13 protein-coding genes and 1 pseudogene are annotated in these 16,228 nt (G+C 71.4%); 6 read left to right on the top strand and 8 right to left on the bottom strand.

What is annotated here, in order from left to right; translation table 11 throughout:
• Positions 1–649: 649 nt before the first annotated feature.
• Both ABD907_RS20830 and ABD907_RS20825 read right to left on the bottom strand, forming a co-directional pair.
• Complete coding sequence (locus ABD907_RS20830) at positions 650–871, bottom strand: Trm112 family protein (RefSeq protein ID WP_345219196.1); 222 nt, start codon at positions 869–871, stop codon at positions 650–652.
• A 25-nt stretch (positions 872–896) separates the two neighbouring features.
• The gene (locus ABD907_RS20825; protein WP_345219195.1) at positions 897–1,310 is read right to left on the bottom strand and encodes a DUF3499 domain-containing protein; all 414 of its coding nucleotides are present in this window, start codon (positions 1,308–1,310) and stop codon (positions 897–899) included.
• A gap of 133 nt (positions 1,311–1,443) precedes the next feature.
• Between ABD907_RS20825 and ABD907_RS20820 the strand changes: the two genes are divergently transcribed.
• Positions 1,444–1,905 carry a metallopeptidase family protein gene (locus tag ABD907_RS20820; RefSeq protein ID WP_345219194.1) on the top strand — a complete coding sequence of 154 codons (462 nt, stop codon included), beginning with the start codon at positions 1,444–1,446 and terminating at the stop codon, positions 1,903–1,905.
• A 50-nt stretch (positions 1,906–1,955) separates the two neighbouring features.
• On the opposite strand, the gene ABD907_RS20815 is transcribed toward ABD907_RS20820, so the two are convergent.
• The 4 genes from ABD907_RS20815 to ABD907_RS20800 form a co-directional block, all read right to left on the bottom strand.
• On the bottom strand, positions 1,956–2,696 hold the full coding sequence (locus ABD907_RS20815) for a hypothetical protein (RefSeq protein ID WP_345219193.1): 741 nt from the start codon (positions 2,694–2,696) through the stop codon (positions 1,956–1,958).
• Positions 2,697–2,780: 84 nt separating this feature from the next.
• Entirely contained in the window at positions 2,781–4,406 is a 1,626-nt protein-coding gene (locus ABD907_RS20810; protein WP_345219192.1) for a DUF5719 family protein, read from the bottom strand.
• Complete coding sequence (locus tag ABD907_RS20805) at positions 4,403–7,951, bottom strand: glycosyltransferase family 2 protein (RefSeq protein ID WP_345219191.1); 3,549 nt, start codon at positions 7,949–7,951, stop codon at positions 4,403–4,405. The genes ABD907_RS20810 and ABD907_RS20805 overlap by 4 nt, the downstream gene beginning before the upstream one ends.
• 34 nt (positions 7,952–7,985) lie before the next feature.
• On the bottom strand, positions 7,986–8,324 hold the full coding sequence (locus ABD907_RS20800; RefSeq protein ID WP_345219190.1) for a WhiB family transcriptional regulator: 339 nt from the start codon (positions 8,322–8,324) through the stop codon (positions 7,986–7,988).
• A gap of 186 nt (positions 8,325–8,510) precedes the next feature.
• Here ABD907_RS20800 and ABD907_RS20795 point away from each other — a divergent pair, with 186 nt between their 5' ends.
• The 5 genes from ABD907_RS20795 (at position 8,511) to ABD907_RS20775 (ending at position 13,992) form a co-directional block, all read left to right on the top strand.
• Positions 8,511–9,311: a TIGR03089 family protein gene (locus ABD907_RS20795; protein ID WP_345219189.1), complete on the top strand. Its 801-nt coding sequence runs from the start codon at positions 8,511–8,513 to the stop codon at positions 9,309–9,311.
• Positions 9,312–9,315: 4 nt separating this feature from the next.
• Positions 9,316–10,185: a glucose-1-phosphate thymidylyltransferase RfbA gene (gene rfbA / locus ABD907_RS20790; RefSeq protein ID WP_345219188.1), complete on the top strand. Its 870-nt coding sequence runs from the start codon at positions 9,316–9,318 to the stop codon at positions 10,183–10,185.
• 612 nt (positions 10,186–10,797) lie between these two features.
• Positions 10,798–12,321, top strand: a complete 1,524-nt coding sequence (locus ABD907_RS20785) for a SpoIID/LytB domain-containing protein (RefSeq protein WP_345219187.1) — start codon at positions 10,798–10,800, stop codon at positions 12,319–12,321.
• A gap of 107 nt (positions 12,322–12,428) precedes the next feature.
• The gene (locus tag ABD907_RS20780; protein WP_345219186.1) at positions 12,429–13,046 is read left to right on the top strand and encodes a dTDP-4-dehydrorhamnose 3,5-epimerase family protein; all 618 of its coding nucleotides are present in this window, start codon (positions 12,429–12,431) and stop codon (positions 13,044–13,046) included.
• 1 nt (position 13,047) lies between these two features.
• Entirely contained in the window at positions 13,048–13,992 is a 945-nt protein-coding gene (locus ABD907_RS20775; protein WP_345219185.1) for a glycosyltransferase family 2 protein, read from the top strand.
• Here the strand turns inward: ABD907_RS20775 and ABD907_RS20770 are convergent.
• Both ABD907_RS20770 and ABD907_RS20765 read right to left on the bottom strand, forming a co-directional pair.
• Positions 13,965–15,164: a CAP domain-containing protein gene (locus tag ABD907_RS20770; RefSeq protein ID WP_345219184.1), complete on the bottom strand. Its 1,200-nt coding sequence runs from the start codon at positions 15,162–15,164 to the stop codon at positions 13,965–13,967. The genes ABD907_RS20775 and ABD907_RS20770 overlap by 28 nt on opposite strands.
• 246 nt (positions 15,165–15,410) lie before the next feature.
• Positions 15,411–16,228, bottom strand: a pseudogene (locus ABD907_RS20765) (hypothetical protein); the annotation flags it as partial.

Raw genomic sequence — 16,228 nt, 5'->3', positions numbered from 1 at the left:
CTTCACGCGGCCCGGCGGGACCGCGGCGGGACTCCGGAAGGGTCCTGAAGCAACGGACGGGCTTCTCGCAGGCCTGGCCGACCTGCGGCGGGGTTCCGGAAGGTGCGCTGCAGCAACGGCGGGGTTCCGGAAGGCGGCCCGACACAGCGGCGGCGTTCTGGCAGGCGATTCCTTCGCTTCTCCCGCCGCGCCCTTGCGCGACCGCCGAGGGCGGTCGTGGCAGGGCACGGAGCCTTGGCAGGTGCCGGCGGCGGGCCCTCGAAGCCCCCGGGGGCTACGGCGGGTTCTCGACGGCCCGAGGGGACTATGACAGGCTTCTCGCAGGCCCGGCCGACCTGCGGCGGGGTTCCGGAAGGTGCGCTGCAGCAACGGCGGAGTTCCGGAAGGCGACCTGACACAGCGGCGCCCTTCTAGCAGGCGATTCCTTCGTTTCTCCCGCCGTTGCCGTGGACATCGGCGGATGGGCGGGTGGCAGGACGCGAGGGCTCCCCACGACACCCTCACCGCGACCGTGAGGCGGGATGGGTCAGAACGGGCCGAGACCGGGAGCGGACCGGACCGGCGTGCACCGGCCCGGCGCGTGCCGGGCCAGAGCGGGCCGGGCCAGAGCGGACCCGAACCGGCCCGGCGCGGGCAGGGACGGAGCGACCTACGGCACGGGGTCGAGCCGGCGCGCCTCGGAGGCCAGCAAGATTGGCACGCCGTCACGCACCGGGTAGGCGAGCTTGTTGACCTCGCTGGTGGAGACGAGTTCGGGCTCCCCGTGCGGACCCTCCCCGTCGACGAGGTCGGCACCCGTCACCGGGCAGCGCAGGACGTGGCGGACCCACGGGTCGATGCCGGGGGTCGGCCGGTGCGTCGTCGGGTTCATCTGCTGCTCCTGCTCGTCGCCGCGCTCAGTCGCCGTCGCCCTGGAGGACCCGGAGGTGGCCACGCCGGCCGATCTCGCCGTCGGCCGAGGGGTCCGGTACCCGGTGTGTCACCGGCGCGGGCTCGGCCCCGGTGGGCCGCTTCGCCGGGACGGACGCCTGCGGCGTGGAGCGGGACGCCTCGCGGACCGCGTTGGCGAGTGCGACGAGGTCGTCGTCGGACGGTGGGGCCGGCACGAAGTCGGTCGCCAGGCGGACGGCGTCCCACCCGCGCGGGACAGTCAGTCGCTCGGCGTGGACGTCGCACAGGTCGTACGCGTGCGGCTCCGCGCTGGAGGACAGCGGTCCGAGCACCGCGGTGGAGTCGGCATACACGTACGTCAGGGTGGCAACGGCGGCACGATCGCACGCGGACCGGGTGCACTGGCGGACGGCTCTCACGTGTCCGACGCTACCGCCTGTGCCTGACACGGCATACCCGGCCACGCCGTCCCCGGGCCCTCAGGTGGGCAGACCGCACCCGAGAGTGGTTCAGACGGCTCGAGCGCCGGACCACGGTCGTTACGCTCGACGGGTGAGCGCCTCGGAACAACCCGTACCTGCGCTGCCGCCACGCCGTGGCGCACGGCGACGTGACCGGCACGGCCGAGGGCTGCGCGGCCCGCTGATCCCGCCGACCGTGCCGGCCTGGCGCACGCGGATGGACAAGTTCGACGATCTCGTGCTCCGGTGCGTCCGCCAGCTCGAGAGGCGGTGGCCCAAGGAGCTCGCGGGGGTGGAGTTCGCCGTCGAGGAGGTGCCGCCGTCGGACCCGGCGCCGTGGGAGCACCGCACCATCGCACTCGGCCGCTACTTCCCCGGGGACAGCGCCGCAGGGCTGACGCACCGGATCGTCGTCTACCGCCGGCCGGCGCTGGCGCGGGCCGAGGACGCCGAGGAGCTGGAGATGGTGGTCCGGATGGTGCTGGTCGAGCAGATCGCGGGGATGCTCGGCCGGTCCCCGGAAGATGTCGATCCCGACTTCCCGATCGACTGAGCCCGGCCTCCCAGCGGGTGTCCACCGCGCTCGCCCGGCGCGGTCGAGGACTACGTGCTCCGTACCCGTAGCACCAGACTACGGTCGAGCCGCCAGATCCGGACAGCTCGCAACGGCGCGACAGCCATGACGGCGACGCCCAGCATCTCGAACAGCTCCTCGGCGTGGTACGCCGCCACGAGCCAGGAGCTCTCGCCCAGCCCCGTCGCGTGCAGCTGGCTCCCGACGCCCTCGAGGCCGACAGCACCGACGAAGAAGAGCCCGAGCCCGGCCAGCAGGAGGGTGCGCGTCTGGCGTGCGATGCGTCGCGCTGCGGCGATCACGGTGATGATGACCGCCAACGCGAGCGGAACCCCGAGGATCAGCCAGACGAAGGGCACGTCCTGCGGCGAGGCGAGCAGGCGGGCGGGCTCGTGCAGCCGTTCGTGCAGGCCCGTGTCCTCATCGAGGCAGAGCAGCAGGAGCAGGGCGCCGACGAACCACCAGCTCAGCCCGCTCGCCTGGCCGAGGGACCGATACAGAACCCCCACGAAGACGAACCCGAGGGCGCCCCCGACGAACATGACGATCGTCCACCAGGTCGGGACGTTGCCCTCGACCCCGACGTTGAGGTATGCGTGTCCGCCACCCCCGACCTCGAAGAACGGGTGCGCGACCAGCTCGAGACTCACCCAGCTGACGGCAACAAGGATGAGCGACACGGCCGCCAGGACTGCGAGCGGACCACGCCACGGAACCGACCGCTCCTGCTCACGAGCATCGGACTCACGAGCATCGGACGCCTCGGCCATGTCTCCTCCGTACCTGCCGCCCCGCGGGTCGGGGAAACGTGCGGTGCCGGTCCGAGACTAGTCGGTGAACGAAGGGTTGACGGTTCAACGGAGGTCCACCCGCACCGTCCGCTGCTCGTGCGGGTCCGGCGTCATCGGCAGCACACTGATCAGCTCGCCGTCGTCCGCCGCGGCGGTCAGCACGGTGGAGGCGACCAGCCCGCCGCCGTCGGCGGTCAGCCGGACGGCCGGACCGCCGTCGGTGAGCTCGGCGGCGTCGCGGGTGACGGTGCTGCCGGCCGGCACGGTCACCCTGACCGGGTCGCCGATCTCCCCGCCGGCGATCACGGGGACCAGCTCGACCTCGACGTCCTGTTCGCCCGGGTTGGTCAGGACCACGGTCGCCGAGTCGACCAGGTCCCCGAACGTCGACGTGTGCAGCAGGCCGGCCCGACTCGGCTCCGCCGCCGCGGTCCACGCCCGCTCCACCGGCGGCACGTCCGGGTCGATCTCGCCCGCCTGCCCCACGCGGGTGAGCACGACGCTCCCGGTGACGGGGCGGTCGGAGGTGATCTCGACGGCGTAGGCGCCCGGCTCGATCCCGGCGAGCGTGAGGTCCAGGACGACACCGGGGTCGAGCACGACCTCCTCGGCGCCGGGGACGTCGACGGGACCGTCGGGGCCGAGCAGCCGCACGGAGGCCGTGGCGGTCTCCTGGCCGGGGTTGACCAGCCGCAGCGCCGATCCCTTTTCCTCGATGTCCGACTCCTCCAGCACGACGCCGGGCACTGTCACGTCGAGGCCGGGTGGTGCGGCGCGGGTGACGAGGTCGACGCCGGCGCTCACCAGCCCGTCGAGCTGCTGATCCTGCACGCGGGCGACGATCTGGCCCCCGGACGCATCGATCCGCAGGGCCAGCGCCCGGTCACCCGCGGAGACACCCTCCAGGAGGACCGACGTCGCGCTCCGGGGTGCGATCACGATCTCGGAGAGCTGCGGCGCGTCCGCGCGGCCGAGCGACGTCCACATCGTCGCCGTCACGCTCGCCGGCGTGTCGCCGGTGTTGGTCAGCACCAGCTCGGCGCTCTGGCCAAGGTCCGTGCCGCCACCCACCAACCAGGCGGTCGACGTCGGAGCCTGGCAGGGTGCCGCCGCGAGGCCGCGCAGGTCACCCGCGTTCGTGCGCGTGACCGTCGCGCCACCCGCGAGGGCGGCGAGGTCGTCGACGGGGCCGGCCTCGAGGAAGCCGCCGGAGGCAGGCTCGCGGACCTCGAGGGTGCGCACCTCACCCGCCTCGGACAGCTCCGCCGGTTCCGCGTCGAGCTCGGCGTACGTCGCCTCGGCCGGTCCGGCCACACCCCGCGGGAGGGTGTACGTCTTGGTCAGCGTGGTGGGCTCGGTGTCCTGCGGGTCGAGCTCGGGGTCGATGGACATGCCACCGCCGGCGGTCAGCTCGGCCGGACCGGCGCAGACCTGCGTGACCGGACCGGCCGGGACGTTGACGGCGGGGACCTGGACGGTGGCGCGGTCGCCCGGCGGCACGGACTCGGCCACGACGACGGCGGCCGCTCCCGCGCCCAGCAGCACCACCGCGGAGACGGCCAGCCCGACGCCGCGCAGCACGCTCGCCCCACCGCGCCGCGGCTTCTCCGAACGCGACTCCTCCGGAACCGGTTCCTCGGAGGGCGCCTCCGGACGCGTCTCCTCGGGCTTCTTCTCGTCGTCGCTCACGTGTCCACCTCCGTCCGTCGGCGTCGCACCGGCAGCGCCAGCAGCACGGTCAGGCCGAGCACGACGCCCTGCAGCCAGGCCCACTGGGTCGCCAGCGGCGCCGAGTACGTGAGGGTGAGCGTCCCAGGTCCGGAGGGGAGCTCGAACGCCTGACGCCAGCCCTCGGTGGTGGCACGCAGCGGCTCGCCGTCGTACCAGGCGCGCCACCCGTTGTCGGACCGCTCGGCCAGCACCAGGGTGCGTTCCTGCGGCCCTTCGGGGACCTCCGTGTACATTCCGACGACGCCGGCAGGCAGGTACCGCAGCACGTCGCCGTCGCCGCCGACCACCCGGGCCCGGGCGACGGAGTCGGCGGAGTCGACGCCGGCGGTCGAGACGCGCCAGATGGCGCCCGACTCGTTCTCCGTCACGCGCTCCAGCCCTGCGGTGTTGTCCAGTCGCTCGATGAGCGCCCCGCGCTCGGCCGTCGTCGGCTCGGTCCCCGGCGCGACGAACGACCGCTCCGGAGGCACGACGACGATCCCGACGGCGTGCGAGCCGAGCACCTGGCCGACGTCGTCGGCCGCTCCCAGCGACATGGCGGCGACGAGCTCGGCGATGTCGGCGCCAGCCGCGTCCATCTCGCCCTCCTCCAGGCGGTTCAGCTCGGCCAACGACTCCGTGGCGCTCGCCTCGGTGAGCTGAGGCCCGGCGTCGCGCCACACGTCGGCGCGGACGGTGCCGCCGGTGGGCGTCAGGGCGAGCACGCGGGACCGCTCGCCCGAGGTCTGCATCTCGGTGGCGACGGCGGGCACCGGGGGCGCCGACCGGCCGTGCACGGCCAGCAGCTCGCTCGGCCGGTCCTGGGCCTCCTCGGCCGAGGCACGCATGGTGACCAGCCAACCGGCGGCGGTGACGAGCGGGCCCGCCACCATGACGCCCACCAGCACCGTGGTGCCGACCTGGAGCCAGCCGAAGCTGCGGCTGCCGAGCGTCTGCCGCAGTCCGTCTCCGGCCGAGACGACGGCCACCAGCAGTCCCAGGACGACGAGCGAGACGCCCGGACCGGTCCAGCCGCGAACCACCTGGGTGACGCCCTCGAGACCGGGACCGACACCGACGTCGGTGCGGGCCGCCAGCAGGGCGACGGCGAGGCCGACGAGGACGACGAGCCAGCCGCCGCGGACGGCCCGGGCGCGCGGCGTTCCGCGCAGCAGCGCCAGGATCGCGGCCAGCAGCAGCGTGGCGCCGCCGACGAGCATGCCGTGCTCGGCGGCGATCGCCGTCGTCCCGCCCTCGGCGGGGTCGAGGCCGGGGAACGGGACCGGTTCCGACGGCCAGCCGAGCAGCGGGAGCCAGGAGGGGCCGGCGTCGGACGGGTACGGGACGCCGTCGGCGAGGAGGACGCGCCAGCTGCCGCCGGGGATGTCCTGGACGGCCCGCAGCACCAGGGGCCCGAGCAGCACCAGGGCGGGCAGCGGCACGGCGAGCAGGACGGCTCGCCTGCGCGGCACGACGACGGTGAGCAGGACGACGGCGACGATCGCCGCGGGCAGCAGCACCGGCGCGCCGGCGGCCGCTGCGGCCAGGGCCAAGGCTGCGCCGGCACCTGCGGCGATGGAGCCGGCACGCGACCGGCGCGAGACCTCGACGCCGCCGCCGGCCGGTACTGCCCGTCTCGCGGCGGTGGCGCGGACCTCGGCGGCTCGCGCGCGCTCGGTGCGCCGCGCCCCGACCATCCCGGAGAGGACGACGTCGCGCCGGTCGACGGCCACTGCCCGGGCGACGCCGAGCGCCACCCACGGCAGCAGGACGTGCGCGACGAGCGGCCCGAGCCGGCCCTGCCCGGTGGCCAGCAGCAGCACGGGCGAGAGCGCCCAGGTCAGCGTGGCGAGCGCCCGCAGGCCCACGGAGCGCGAGGCGGCGCCCGCCGCGAACCAGGCGCCCAGGCCCGCGAGCGGGATCGAGAAGACCACGAGCCCGGTGAGCAGCACGTTGGCGGAGCCGCCGAACGGGGCGAGCAGCAGCATGGGGAGGGCGAGGACCTGCAGCAGCGGGTTCGCCGGGCCGGGGTGGCCGTCCCCCTCGGGGATCCAGCCGGAGCGGGCCAGGCTCCACAGCTCGGCGGCGGAGGCGTCGATCGGCCGCAGGGCGCCGCCGGTCAACGGGCTGCCGATCAGGAGATCGGCGAGGGCGACGAGCGCGATGGCGGTCAGGGCGAGGAGGCTGACCGCGGCGGTGGTCCGCCGTCGTCGTGCCAGGACCGCGCGCTCGGCGATCTCCAGCTCGCTGGGGGCGGCGACCATCTTGCGGGCGACCGCCTGGCTGCGGCGCACGTCCCGCTTGGCGGCGCGGATCTCCGCCGCCTTGGCCTCCAGGGGTTTCAGCGCCCGGGCCGGGATGCGCCGGGTGCGTCGCGCCCGACGACGGGCGCGCCACAGGTTGGCCGGCTCGGCGAGCAGCGTGAGGGGGACCGCCAGCTCGGCGCCGGCGAGGCCGATCTCCTTGGTCGCCACCCGCCACAGGGCTCGTAGGGCGCCGACCACGACGAACCACAGAGACAGCAGCGGCACCGCGAGGAGGGGCGCGGCCAGGAGCGCGTTGTACAGCTGTGCGCGCCTGCGGTGCAGGAACGAGCGGCGGGGGTCGGGCCGCTCGTCCGGCTGGTGCGCGGGCACGTGCGCGTTCAAGGGCCCACCCCCACGCAGCCCCATCAGCGAGGCACGCGCGTGGAAGACGACGGCGGTGGGCACCACGACGACGCGGTGGCCGGCGAGGCGGGCGCGGCGGCTCAGCTCCAGGCCGTCGCCGAAGGGGCCGAGAGCGGGGTCGGTGCCGCCCAGCTGATCCCAGGCCGCCTGGCGCACCAGCGCACCGGCGGTGCCCACGGCCAGGACGTCCTCGCGGTGGTCGTACTGCCCCTGGTCGATCTCCCCCGGCTCGATCTCCGGGACGCGGCGCGCCGTCCTGGTGGCCCGGATGCCGACCTCGAGGAGCCGGTCCGGATCGTCCCAGTCGCGCTGCTTAGCCCCCGCGACCGCGACGGAACGGCCGGACTCGGCCGCGTGGAGCAACTGGTCGAGGGCGCCGGGGGCGGGGGCGGAGTCGTCGTGGAGCAGCCAGAGCCACTCCGCGCGGGCCCCGGTGTCCGGCGGCGCGTCGAGGCCGATCGCCCGCATCTCGCCGGTGGTGACGGGGCTCAGCTCTCCGGTGACGCCGGACCAGCCGACGCCCGTGGTGGCGGCCTCACGGTTGCGGGCCCGGCGCGCCGCGCGCTCGACGAGCGCGTCGTACTCCTGCAGGCCCTGGCGGACGGCGTCCCCGAACGTCGTCGCCTCCGGGGCACGGACCACGCGGACGCGGGCGATGTCCTCGAGACCCGCGTCGGCGACCGCCTCGTGCATCGGGATCCCGGTGCCGAGGTCGCGTCCCGCGGCACCGACGTCCACCAGCAGCACGACGTCGGGCCGTTGGGTCTGCGCGGCGAGGGCCGTCAGCGTCCGGGGGAGGTAGGTGGAGACTCCTGCACTGACGACGACGGCCAACGTCGTCGGGCGCGTGGGCACGATGGAGGAAACCGCTGTCGTCGAGCTGCCGGTGTCAGACGGCTCGACGCTTGAGCTTGCGCCGCTCGCGCTCGGACATGCCGCCCCAGATGCCGAATCTCTCGTCGTGCGCCAGGGCGTACTCGAGGCACTCGGACTTCACATCGCAGGAGGTGCACACGCGCTTTGCCTCGCGGGTCGAGCCCCCCTTCTCCGGGAAGAAGGCCTCGGGGTCCGTCTGCGCGCAGAGAGCACGGTCCTGCCATGCGAGGGCGCCGTCGTCCCCGTCGTCCTGAGAACCAAACAGGTGCAGGACGTCCGACCCCACCGACGGATGCTGCTCCTCCGCCGGCATGCCGAAGGTCAGCGGACCATCACCGAGAATGTTCCACACGGTACTTCCCCCTCGTCCTTCGGTTGCTCCTTCAGTGAATTACACGCGTGTCATCCTCCGGAGTCAAGCCCAGAAGTGCTATACGGGTCGATACGGAACTGTGCGCGACGCCGCGGCCAGTCCCGCAGACAAGAGCGCCCTCCTCCCGACCTGGGGGAACGCCTGAACCACCGTACCCTCGGGCCCATGGCACATCCCGACACGATCCCCGGCCGGCTCCTCGAGTCGCTCGACGCCGACGGCACCTCCCCGCGGCTCACCTGGTACGGACCCGGCGGCGAGCGCACCGAGCTCTCCGGCCGGGTGCTGGCCAACTGGGTCACCAAGGCGGCCAACATGCTCGTCGAGGAAGGGGACGTCGAACCGGGCACCGCCGTCGTCGTCCACCTGCCGGTGCACTGGCGTGCCCTGGTGTGGGCGCTGGCCGCCTGGACGGCCGGTGCCCAGGTACTCCCCCGCGACGCCGGAGACGCCGGAACGGGCGCCGGTGGTCGTGGCGACGCGACGGCGGACGAGGAGCTGGCCACGGCCGACGGCGTGGTCGTCGTCACCTCCGAGCCGGACCACGCGCCGGGGCGCGAGGGCGCGGACCTGGTGCTCGCCGTCGCCCTGCCGTCACTTGCGATGTCCTGGGACGGGCCGGACCTCCCCACCGGCGTAGTGGACGCCGCCGCGGAGCTCCTCGGGTACGGCGACGCGCTCGGTTACGTCGTCGAGCCCGACGACGGCGATCTCGCCGTGGGTGGTGACGTCACCTATGGCGAGCTCGCCTCGTGGGCTGCCGGCACCGTCGGTGCCGCTGCCGAGGAAGACCGGCCTGCCCGCGTGCTCGTCAGCCCCGCGAGCCTGCACGGACTGCTCCGGCAGGCGGTCGGCGTGTGGCTGGCCGGCGGATCGGTCGTGCTCGTCGAGCCGGGCTCAGGGACGGCCATCGAGGACGTGACCGCCGCCGAACGGGTGGACCTGCGACTCGATGGGAGACACTAGGCCCATGCGAGGCATCATTCTGGCCGGCGGGTCCGGCACGCGACTGCACCCGATCACCCAAGGAACGAGCAAGCAGCTGGTCCCGGTGTATGACAAGCCAATGGTCTACTACCCGCTGACGACGCTGATGCTGGCGGGTATCCGGGACGTGCTGGTCATCACCACGCCGCACGACGCGCCTTCCTTCCACCGACTGCTCGGTGACGGTTCGCAATTCGGCATCTCGATCACCTATACGGTGCAGGAGGTGCCTAACGGCCTGGCCAAGGCGTTCGTGCTCGGTGAGGACTTCGTCGCGAACGACTCCGCAGCCCTGGTGCTCGGCGACAACATTTTCTATGGCCACGGCATGGGACAGACGCTCAACCGGTTCGGCGAGATCGACGGCGGCGCCGTCTTCGCCTACCACGTCTCGGACCCGAGCTCGTACGGTGTGGTCGAGTTCGACGAGAACTTCCGGGCGCTGTCCTTGGAAGAGAAGCCTCAGGAGCCCAAGAGCGCCTTTGCGGTTCCGGGCCTGTACTTCTACGACAACGACGTCGTCGAGATCGCCAAGGGCCTCGAGCCGTCGGCCCGCGGGGAGTATGAGATCACTGACGTCAACCGGAAGTACCTGGAGCAAGGTCGGCTGCAGGTTGAGGTGCTACCGCGTGGGACCGCCTGGCTCGACACCGGCACGTTCGACTCGCTTGCGGACGCCACTGCCTTCGTGCGTACGGTCGAGGCCCGGCAGGGCCTGAAGATCGGCTGCCCGGAGGAGGTTGCCTGGCGCAACGGCTTCCTCTCCGACGATGAGCTCCGCGAGCGTGCCGAGCCGCTGCGCAAGTCTGGGTACGGGGAGTACCTGGTCGATCTCCTCGAGCACCGGATCTGAGCAAGCGGCCGACACAGTCCCGGGCCCGTCCGCCCGCACCTTCCTCCCCGGCGCGGGCGGGTAGATCGGTACGCCGGTTTAGTGTTGGTTAGCCCGCAATGGAAGGCAGGACGCAGAAGCGCGGTCTACCGTAACGTTCCACGTGCGGCGGGAGGGCGCCTGCCGTTCGTAGCGGCTCTGGCCGCCATATTCAGGAGAACCATGCCAGTCAGTGTCTTCATCACGCGAGGAGTCTCAGGGCTCCTCGTGTTTGCTCTCACCATCACTGGGCTCGTAACGGTAGGGGCCCCGGCCTCGGCGGCGGAAGAACGCTACGCGCCACCTGCCAGTGGTGTCTGGGAGGTGGACGGCCGGGGCTGGGGCCACGGCATCGGGCTCTCCCAGTGGGGCGCGAAAGGCGCCGCGGAGCAGAGCCGCACTTACCGTGAGATCCTCGACTTTTATTACCCTGGCACGACTATGGGCCCCACGAGCAACCCGGTGCTCCGCGTGGGCCTGTCGGCCCCTGGGCTCATACCGACCGCATCCGTCGAGGTCTGGAACCCGCCGGGCCAGAACCTCTTGTTCCTCGAGAGCCCCGGCGCCCGCCGAGATGACCTCGGTGCAGGATGGTTGACCGTAAAGCGATCCGACTCTGAATACGTCGTCGAGCGCCGCCGGACGTTCGACGGCCCTGTGGTCGAGACGGTGACTCGCGCAGGGAATCAGCTGACGATCACCTCGGGTGATGGTGTCGTCGTCGCGAAGGGTCGGCGGGCGGCCGAAGGGACCTGGTACCGCGGCGCGATCCGCCTCGCGGCCAGCACGACGGCCGGCACGTTTGACGTCGTCAATGACGTCCGCCTCGAGGACTATCTGCGCGGCGTCGTTCCCCGGGAGTCGCCCGCGAGCTGGCCAATCGAGGCACTCAAGGCTCAAGCCGTCGCTGCTCGCAGCTATGTGCTCGCCGAGGGCCGGCGTGGCCACAACTTCGACACGTGCGACACGACCGCGTGCCAGGTCTACGGCGGCCGCGCGACAGTTGCCTGGGACGGACGAGTGACGTGGGCGAAGGAGTCGTCCAGGACGAGCCGTGCGATCGGTGAGACCGCGGGCGAGGTGCGCATGTACGGCGGTGCCGTGGCGTTTACCCAGTTCTCGTCGACGAACGGCGGCTATTCCCGGCAGGGCAGCAAGCCGTACCTCGTCGCCAGGCCTGACCCGTACACCGGGACGGCGACCGGGGACACGCGGACCCGTTGGACGGACACGCTCGCCGTGTCCACGGTGCAGGCGAAATGCCCCTCCGGCGGGCGGCTCCTGAACCTCGTGATCGTGCGGCGCGACGGGAACGGCGAGCTGGGTGGTCGGATCACCGAGGCGCGGGTGGAGTGCACCACCGGGAGTCGGACGCTGACGTCCACAGGCGACCTCGCCTTCGGCATGTTCTCCCACTGGTGGCGGCCGGTGGACCAGCCAGGGACGTTCTACCTCAACGACACGTGGAGCGGTACGGCGAACATCGAGTTCCGGCACGGCATGCCCGCTGACGAGGTCTATGTCGGTGACTGGGACGGTGACGGGATCGACACCGTCGCGCTCCGCCGCGGGCACATCTTCTCGGTCCGGAACAGCAACACCCCCGGACCCGCGGACACGACGTTCGGCTATGGGCGGCCTGGCGACACGGTCCTGGTCGGCGACTGGGACGGTGATGGCACGGACACCCTTGCCGTGCGTCGCGGCTCCTTCTACCACATCAAGAACTCTGTCTCGGCCGGAGAGGCAGATCTCATCGTCCCGTACGGCCGTGCCGGAGACGAGGTGCTCGTGGGTGACTGGGACGGCGACGGTGACGACACGCTCACCGTGCGGCGAGGCAACGCCTACTACGTGAAGAACACCATCGCCGGTGGGGAGGCCGATCAGGTCGTCCACTACGGGCGGTCAGGCGATGTCACGCTGGCCGGTGACTGGGACGGCGACGGTAACGACACCTTCGCCGTACGGCGGGGCCACATCTACCACGTCAAGAACACGATGAGCGGCGGCGAGGCGGACATCGTCCAGCCGTACGGTCGGCCCAGCGACGAGGTGTACGTCGGCGACTGGAACGGCGACCGGAGGGACACCCTGGGCGTGTACCGGCGCGCTTGAGGCCTTCAACGAGGTCGCCGTACGAGGCTTTCGGCAAAGTCGGCAGCCTCGACCACGGATAGGGTGTCCGACGGATTCGAGGTCCGGCGGATGACGAGGGAGATGACGTGGAGTTCCGAAAGCTGAAGGTCCCGGACGCCTGGGAGATGACGCCGAAGCAGTTTGGTGACTCCCGGGGGGTCTTCCTCGAGGCGTTCAAGGAGGAGGCTTTCGTCGAGGCAGTGGGCCATCCGCTCGACCTCAAGCAGGTGAACTCGTCGGTGTCGGCAGCCGGCGTGGTCCGCGGTATTCACTTCGCGGACGTCCCGCCGTCCCAGGCCGAGTACGTCATGTGCCCGAGCAGCGCTGTCCTCGACGTCGTGGTGGACATCCGCGTGGGCTCACCGACGTTCGGCCAGTGGGACACCGTGCTCCTCGACGACGCCGACCGCCGTGCGATCTACATCTCCGAAGGGCTCGGGCACGCCTTCTGCTCGCGCCAGGACGGCTCCACCGTGGTCTACCTGTGCTCCGCGCCGTATGCACCCGGCCGCGAGCACGGCGTGAACCCGCTGGATGAGGCTGTCGGGATCCAGTGGCCGGATACCGGCCGGGACGGCCGGCCGCTCGAGCTGCTGCTGTCCGAGAAGGACACAGACGCACCAGGCCTGCACGAGGCCGCCGAGCAAGGCCTGCTGCCCTCGTACAACGCTGTCCGGGAGTACGTCTCCTCGCTGAGTCGCTGACGTGAGGTCGCCGCTGCCGGTGGTGGCCGTCGTGGTCACGTACCACCCCCAGGTCGGGCACACCGGCCGCCTCGTCACCGAGCTGGCCCGTCAGTGTGACAACGTCGTCGTGGTGGACAACGGTTCGTCGCCTGACACGGTGGAGGAGCTGCACCGACGGTGCAACGGGGTTGGCGCCGAACTGGTCGAGCTGGGCGAGAACCGAGGAATCGCCCGAGCCCAGAACGTGGGGACCGCCCGGGCGCGTGAGCTCGGCGCGGGCAGCGTCCTCTTCTCGGACCAGGACTCGCTGCCCGAGCCGGACATGGTGGACCGGCTGCTGGCTGGTCTGGAACGGGCACGGGCGCACGGCTTTCGGGTGGCTGCCGTGGGACCGATGGCACGCGAGACGCGCACCGCCGACGAGGTGATGGTCTACGCGCCGCGCCGCTGGGGCCCCCGCCGTGCCCGCGGCGAGGGTCGCGACGGGTTGCTCGCAGCGGCGTTCCTGCTGGCGTCGGGCTGCCTGGTTCCGCTCGAAGTGCTGGACGACGTCGGACCGATGAACGATGGCTGGTTCATCGATCATGTCGACCTGGAGTGGGGGCTGCGCGCCCGGCGTGCCGGCTATCGGATCTTCGCCGTTATGGACGCGGGACTGCACCACGAGCTGGGCGACAGTGTGGTCAAGCTGCCGGGCCGTCGGCAGGAGGTGCACGTCCATTCCCCTGCGCGGACGTACTACCTGGTGCGGAACACGGTCTTCCTGACTCGCGGCGACCTCATGCCGTGGCGGTGGCGGCTCGGCTACGTCGTGTGGTTGACCAAGTTCGTCGCCTTCAACGTCATCGTCGCCCCAGCGCGACTCGACCGCGCCGCCATGATGGTCCGCGCATTACGTGACGGCCTGCGCGGCACGACGGGCCCCCTGCTCCAAGCTCAGCCACATGTGACGGCGAACCGCTGAGTGTTGTAGAGATCGCCGTCGACCATGAGTGTCCCCGTTGCCACGTATCGTAAGTCGGTGCTGAGGATGTTGGCGCGGTGACCAGGCGAGTTCATGTATGCCTCCATCGCCGCTTCCGGAGAGGCCCGGTAGCTGGCCGTGAAGATGTTCTCGCCGTAACCTCGCGCGCAACCCGCCTCGGCCGTGTCGGACCAGAGGGTCGAGGAGCTCGCGTGCTGGAACTGCCCGATCTCGCCCATCCAGCGGGAGTGGTCCAGAGCGCCGTCTCGCAATGGGTCCCAGTACGTCAGCGGAGGCGCACCATTCGCGACCCGAGCGTCGTTGATGAGTTCGACCATGCGCGCATCGAATGCGTTCTCCGCGCCCGGCACCGGAGTGACAGGACCGGGCGCGCTCTCCACCGGTCGGCGGACGCCGAGGGTGTCTGCGCCGTCACCGTTCCAGTCACCGACCAGGGTGGTGTCCGCCGGCCGGCCGTACACCACTGTCCGGTCGGCCTCCCCACCGCGGATCTCGTTCGCGATGTAGTACCGCGTGCCCCGCCGCACAGTGAACGTGTCGTCCCCGTCCCCGTCGAAGTCACCGACGTACACGTCGTCGTCGACCCGCCCGTACGCCACCACCGTGTCCGCCGGCCCGCCCGCGATGGAGTTCTTCACGTAGTAGTGCGATCCCCGTCGCACCGCGAACGTGTCGTCCCCGTCCCCGTCCCAGTCACCGACCAGGACCTCGTCGTCGGCGCGCCCGTACGCCACCGTGACGTCCGCGGGGCCTCCGGAGAGGCTGTTCTTCACGTGGTACTCCGACCCTCGGCGCACGGCAAAGGTGTCGTCGCCGTCGCCGTCCCAGTCACCAGCGAGGACGACGTCGCCGGGTCGGCCGTATGCCACCACATGATCCGCACTTCCACCGCTGTTGGAGTTGCTGATGTAGAACGTCGATCCCCGCCGCAACGCCAACGTGTCCGTGCCGTTCCCGTCCCAGTCCCCGACGTAGACCAGGTCGTCCGGTCGACCGTAGGCGATGTGGGTGTTCGCTTCGCCGCTCCACGAGTCGTTGAGGAAATACTCGTTCCCGGACCCGCCGACCTCACCGCCCTGCGCTGTGGCCGGTACTGCAGACAGCAGCGTTCCTGCCACCGCCGCCATCACGGCCGTGGCCGTGACCCTCACGTGTCGCGCTTTCACATCGCCCCCCTCGTGCGGACGAGCACGGTGACGCCTCGTCGCGCAAAGATCGCTCACGACGGCGCATCCGCTGTACTCCCCTGCGAAGCACACTCGCCTGTCATTCGTGGTCGGTCAAAGTACTCCACCGTAGAGGGAGGGGCCTTGGAGCACCACCGGCGGAGATCGGTGAACACGTCGCCTGCCAATCGACGGGCCAACCTTGGTCCGCCCATTGGCAGGCGACAGTTCTCAAGGAAGCCGGCGGACGCCCAGTGTGTCGGTACCGTCGCCGTTCCAGTCGCCTACGTACACCTCGTCGTTCGGCCGGCCGTATGCCTGGACGATGTCGGCCTCACCGCCGCTGATGGTGTTCTTGACGTAGTAGACCTGTGCCCGTCGCACGGCGAGCGTGTCATCACCGTCTCCGTCCCAGTCACCGGCCAACGTGACATCGTCCCGACGGCCGTAGTGGACCACCTGGTCCGCCTCGCCGCCAGCGATGGTGTTCTTCACGTAGTAGGCGCTCCCTCGCCGCACAGCAAGAGTGTCATCTCCATCACCGTCCCAGTCACCGACCAGGACGACGTCGCCAGGACGGCCGTAGAACACGACCAGATCCGCCAGACCGCCGGAGATCGTGTTCTTGATGTGGTATTCACTGCCTCGCCGTACCGCGAGCGTGTCGATACCGTCACCATCCCAGTCACCGACGAGGACGATGTCATCCGGACGACCGTAGACGATCTCGTGCTCCGCCTCACCATCTCGCTGACCGTTGCTGACGTAGTAGACGTTGCCCCTGCGGACGGTGATGGTGTCGATACCGTCACCATCCCAGTCGCCCATCAGTACCTGGTCCTCGTACCGGCCGTAGTGGAAGACGTGGTCAGCTTCGGCATCCCAGGCGTCATTGAGGAAGAAGCCGTACCTAGGTTCGGGTTCCACCGGCGCGGTCGTCGCGTCGAAGGTGTGCGACCACTCCGCGACCGCACCCCCGGCCAGCACGTACCCCTCCAAGGCCCGCGCCGCCACCGTCACCGAACCCGAGCCCGGGTACGAACCCGGCT

Source organism: Georgenia halophila (assembly GCF_039541595.1).
Note: the sequence above shows the minus strand (reverse complement) of the source record. Positions and strands in the feature narration are given on the sequence as shown.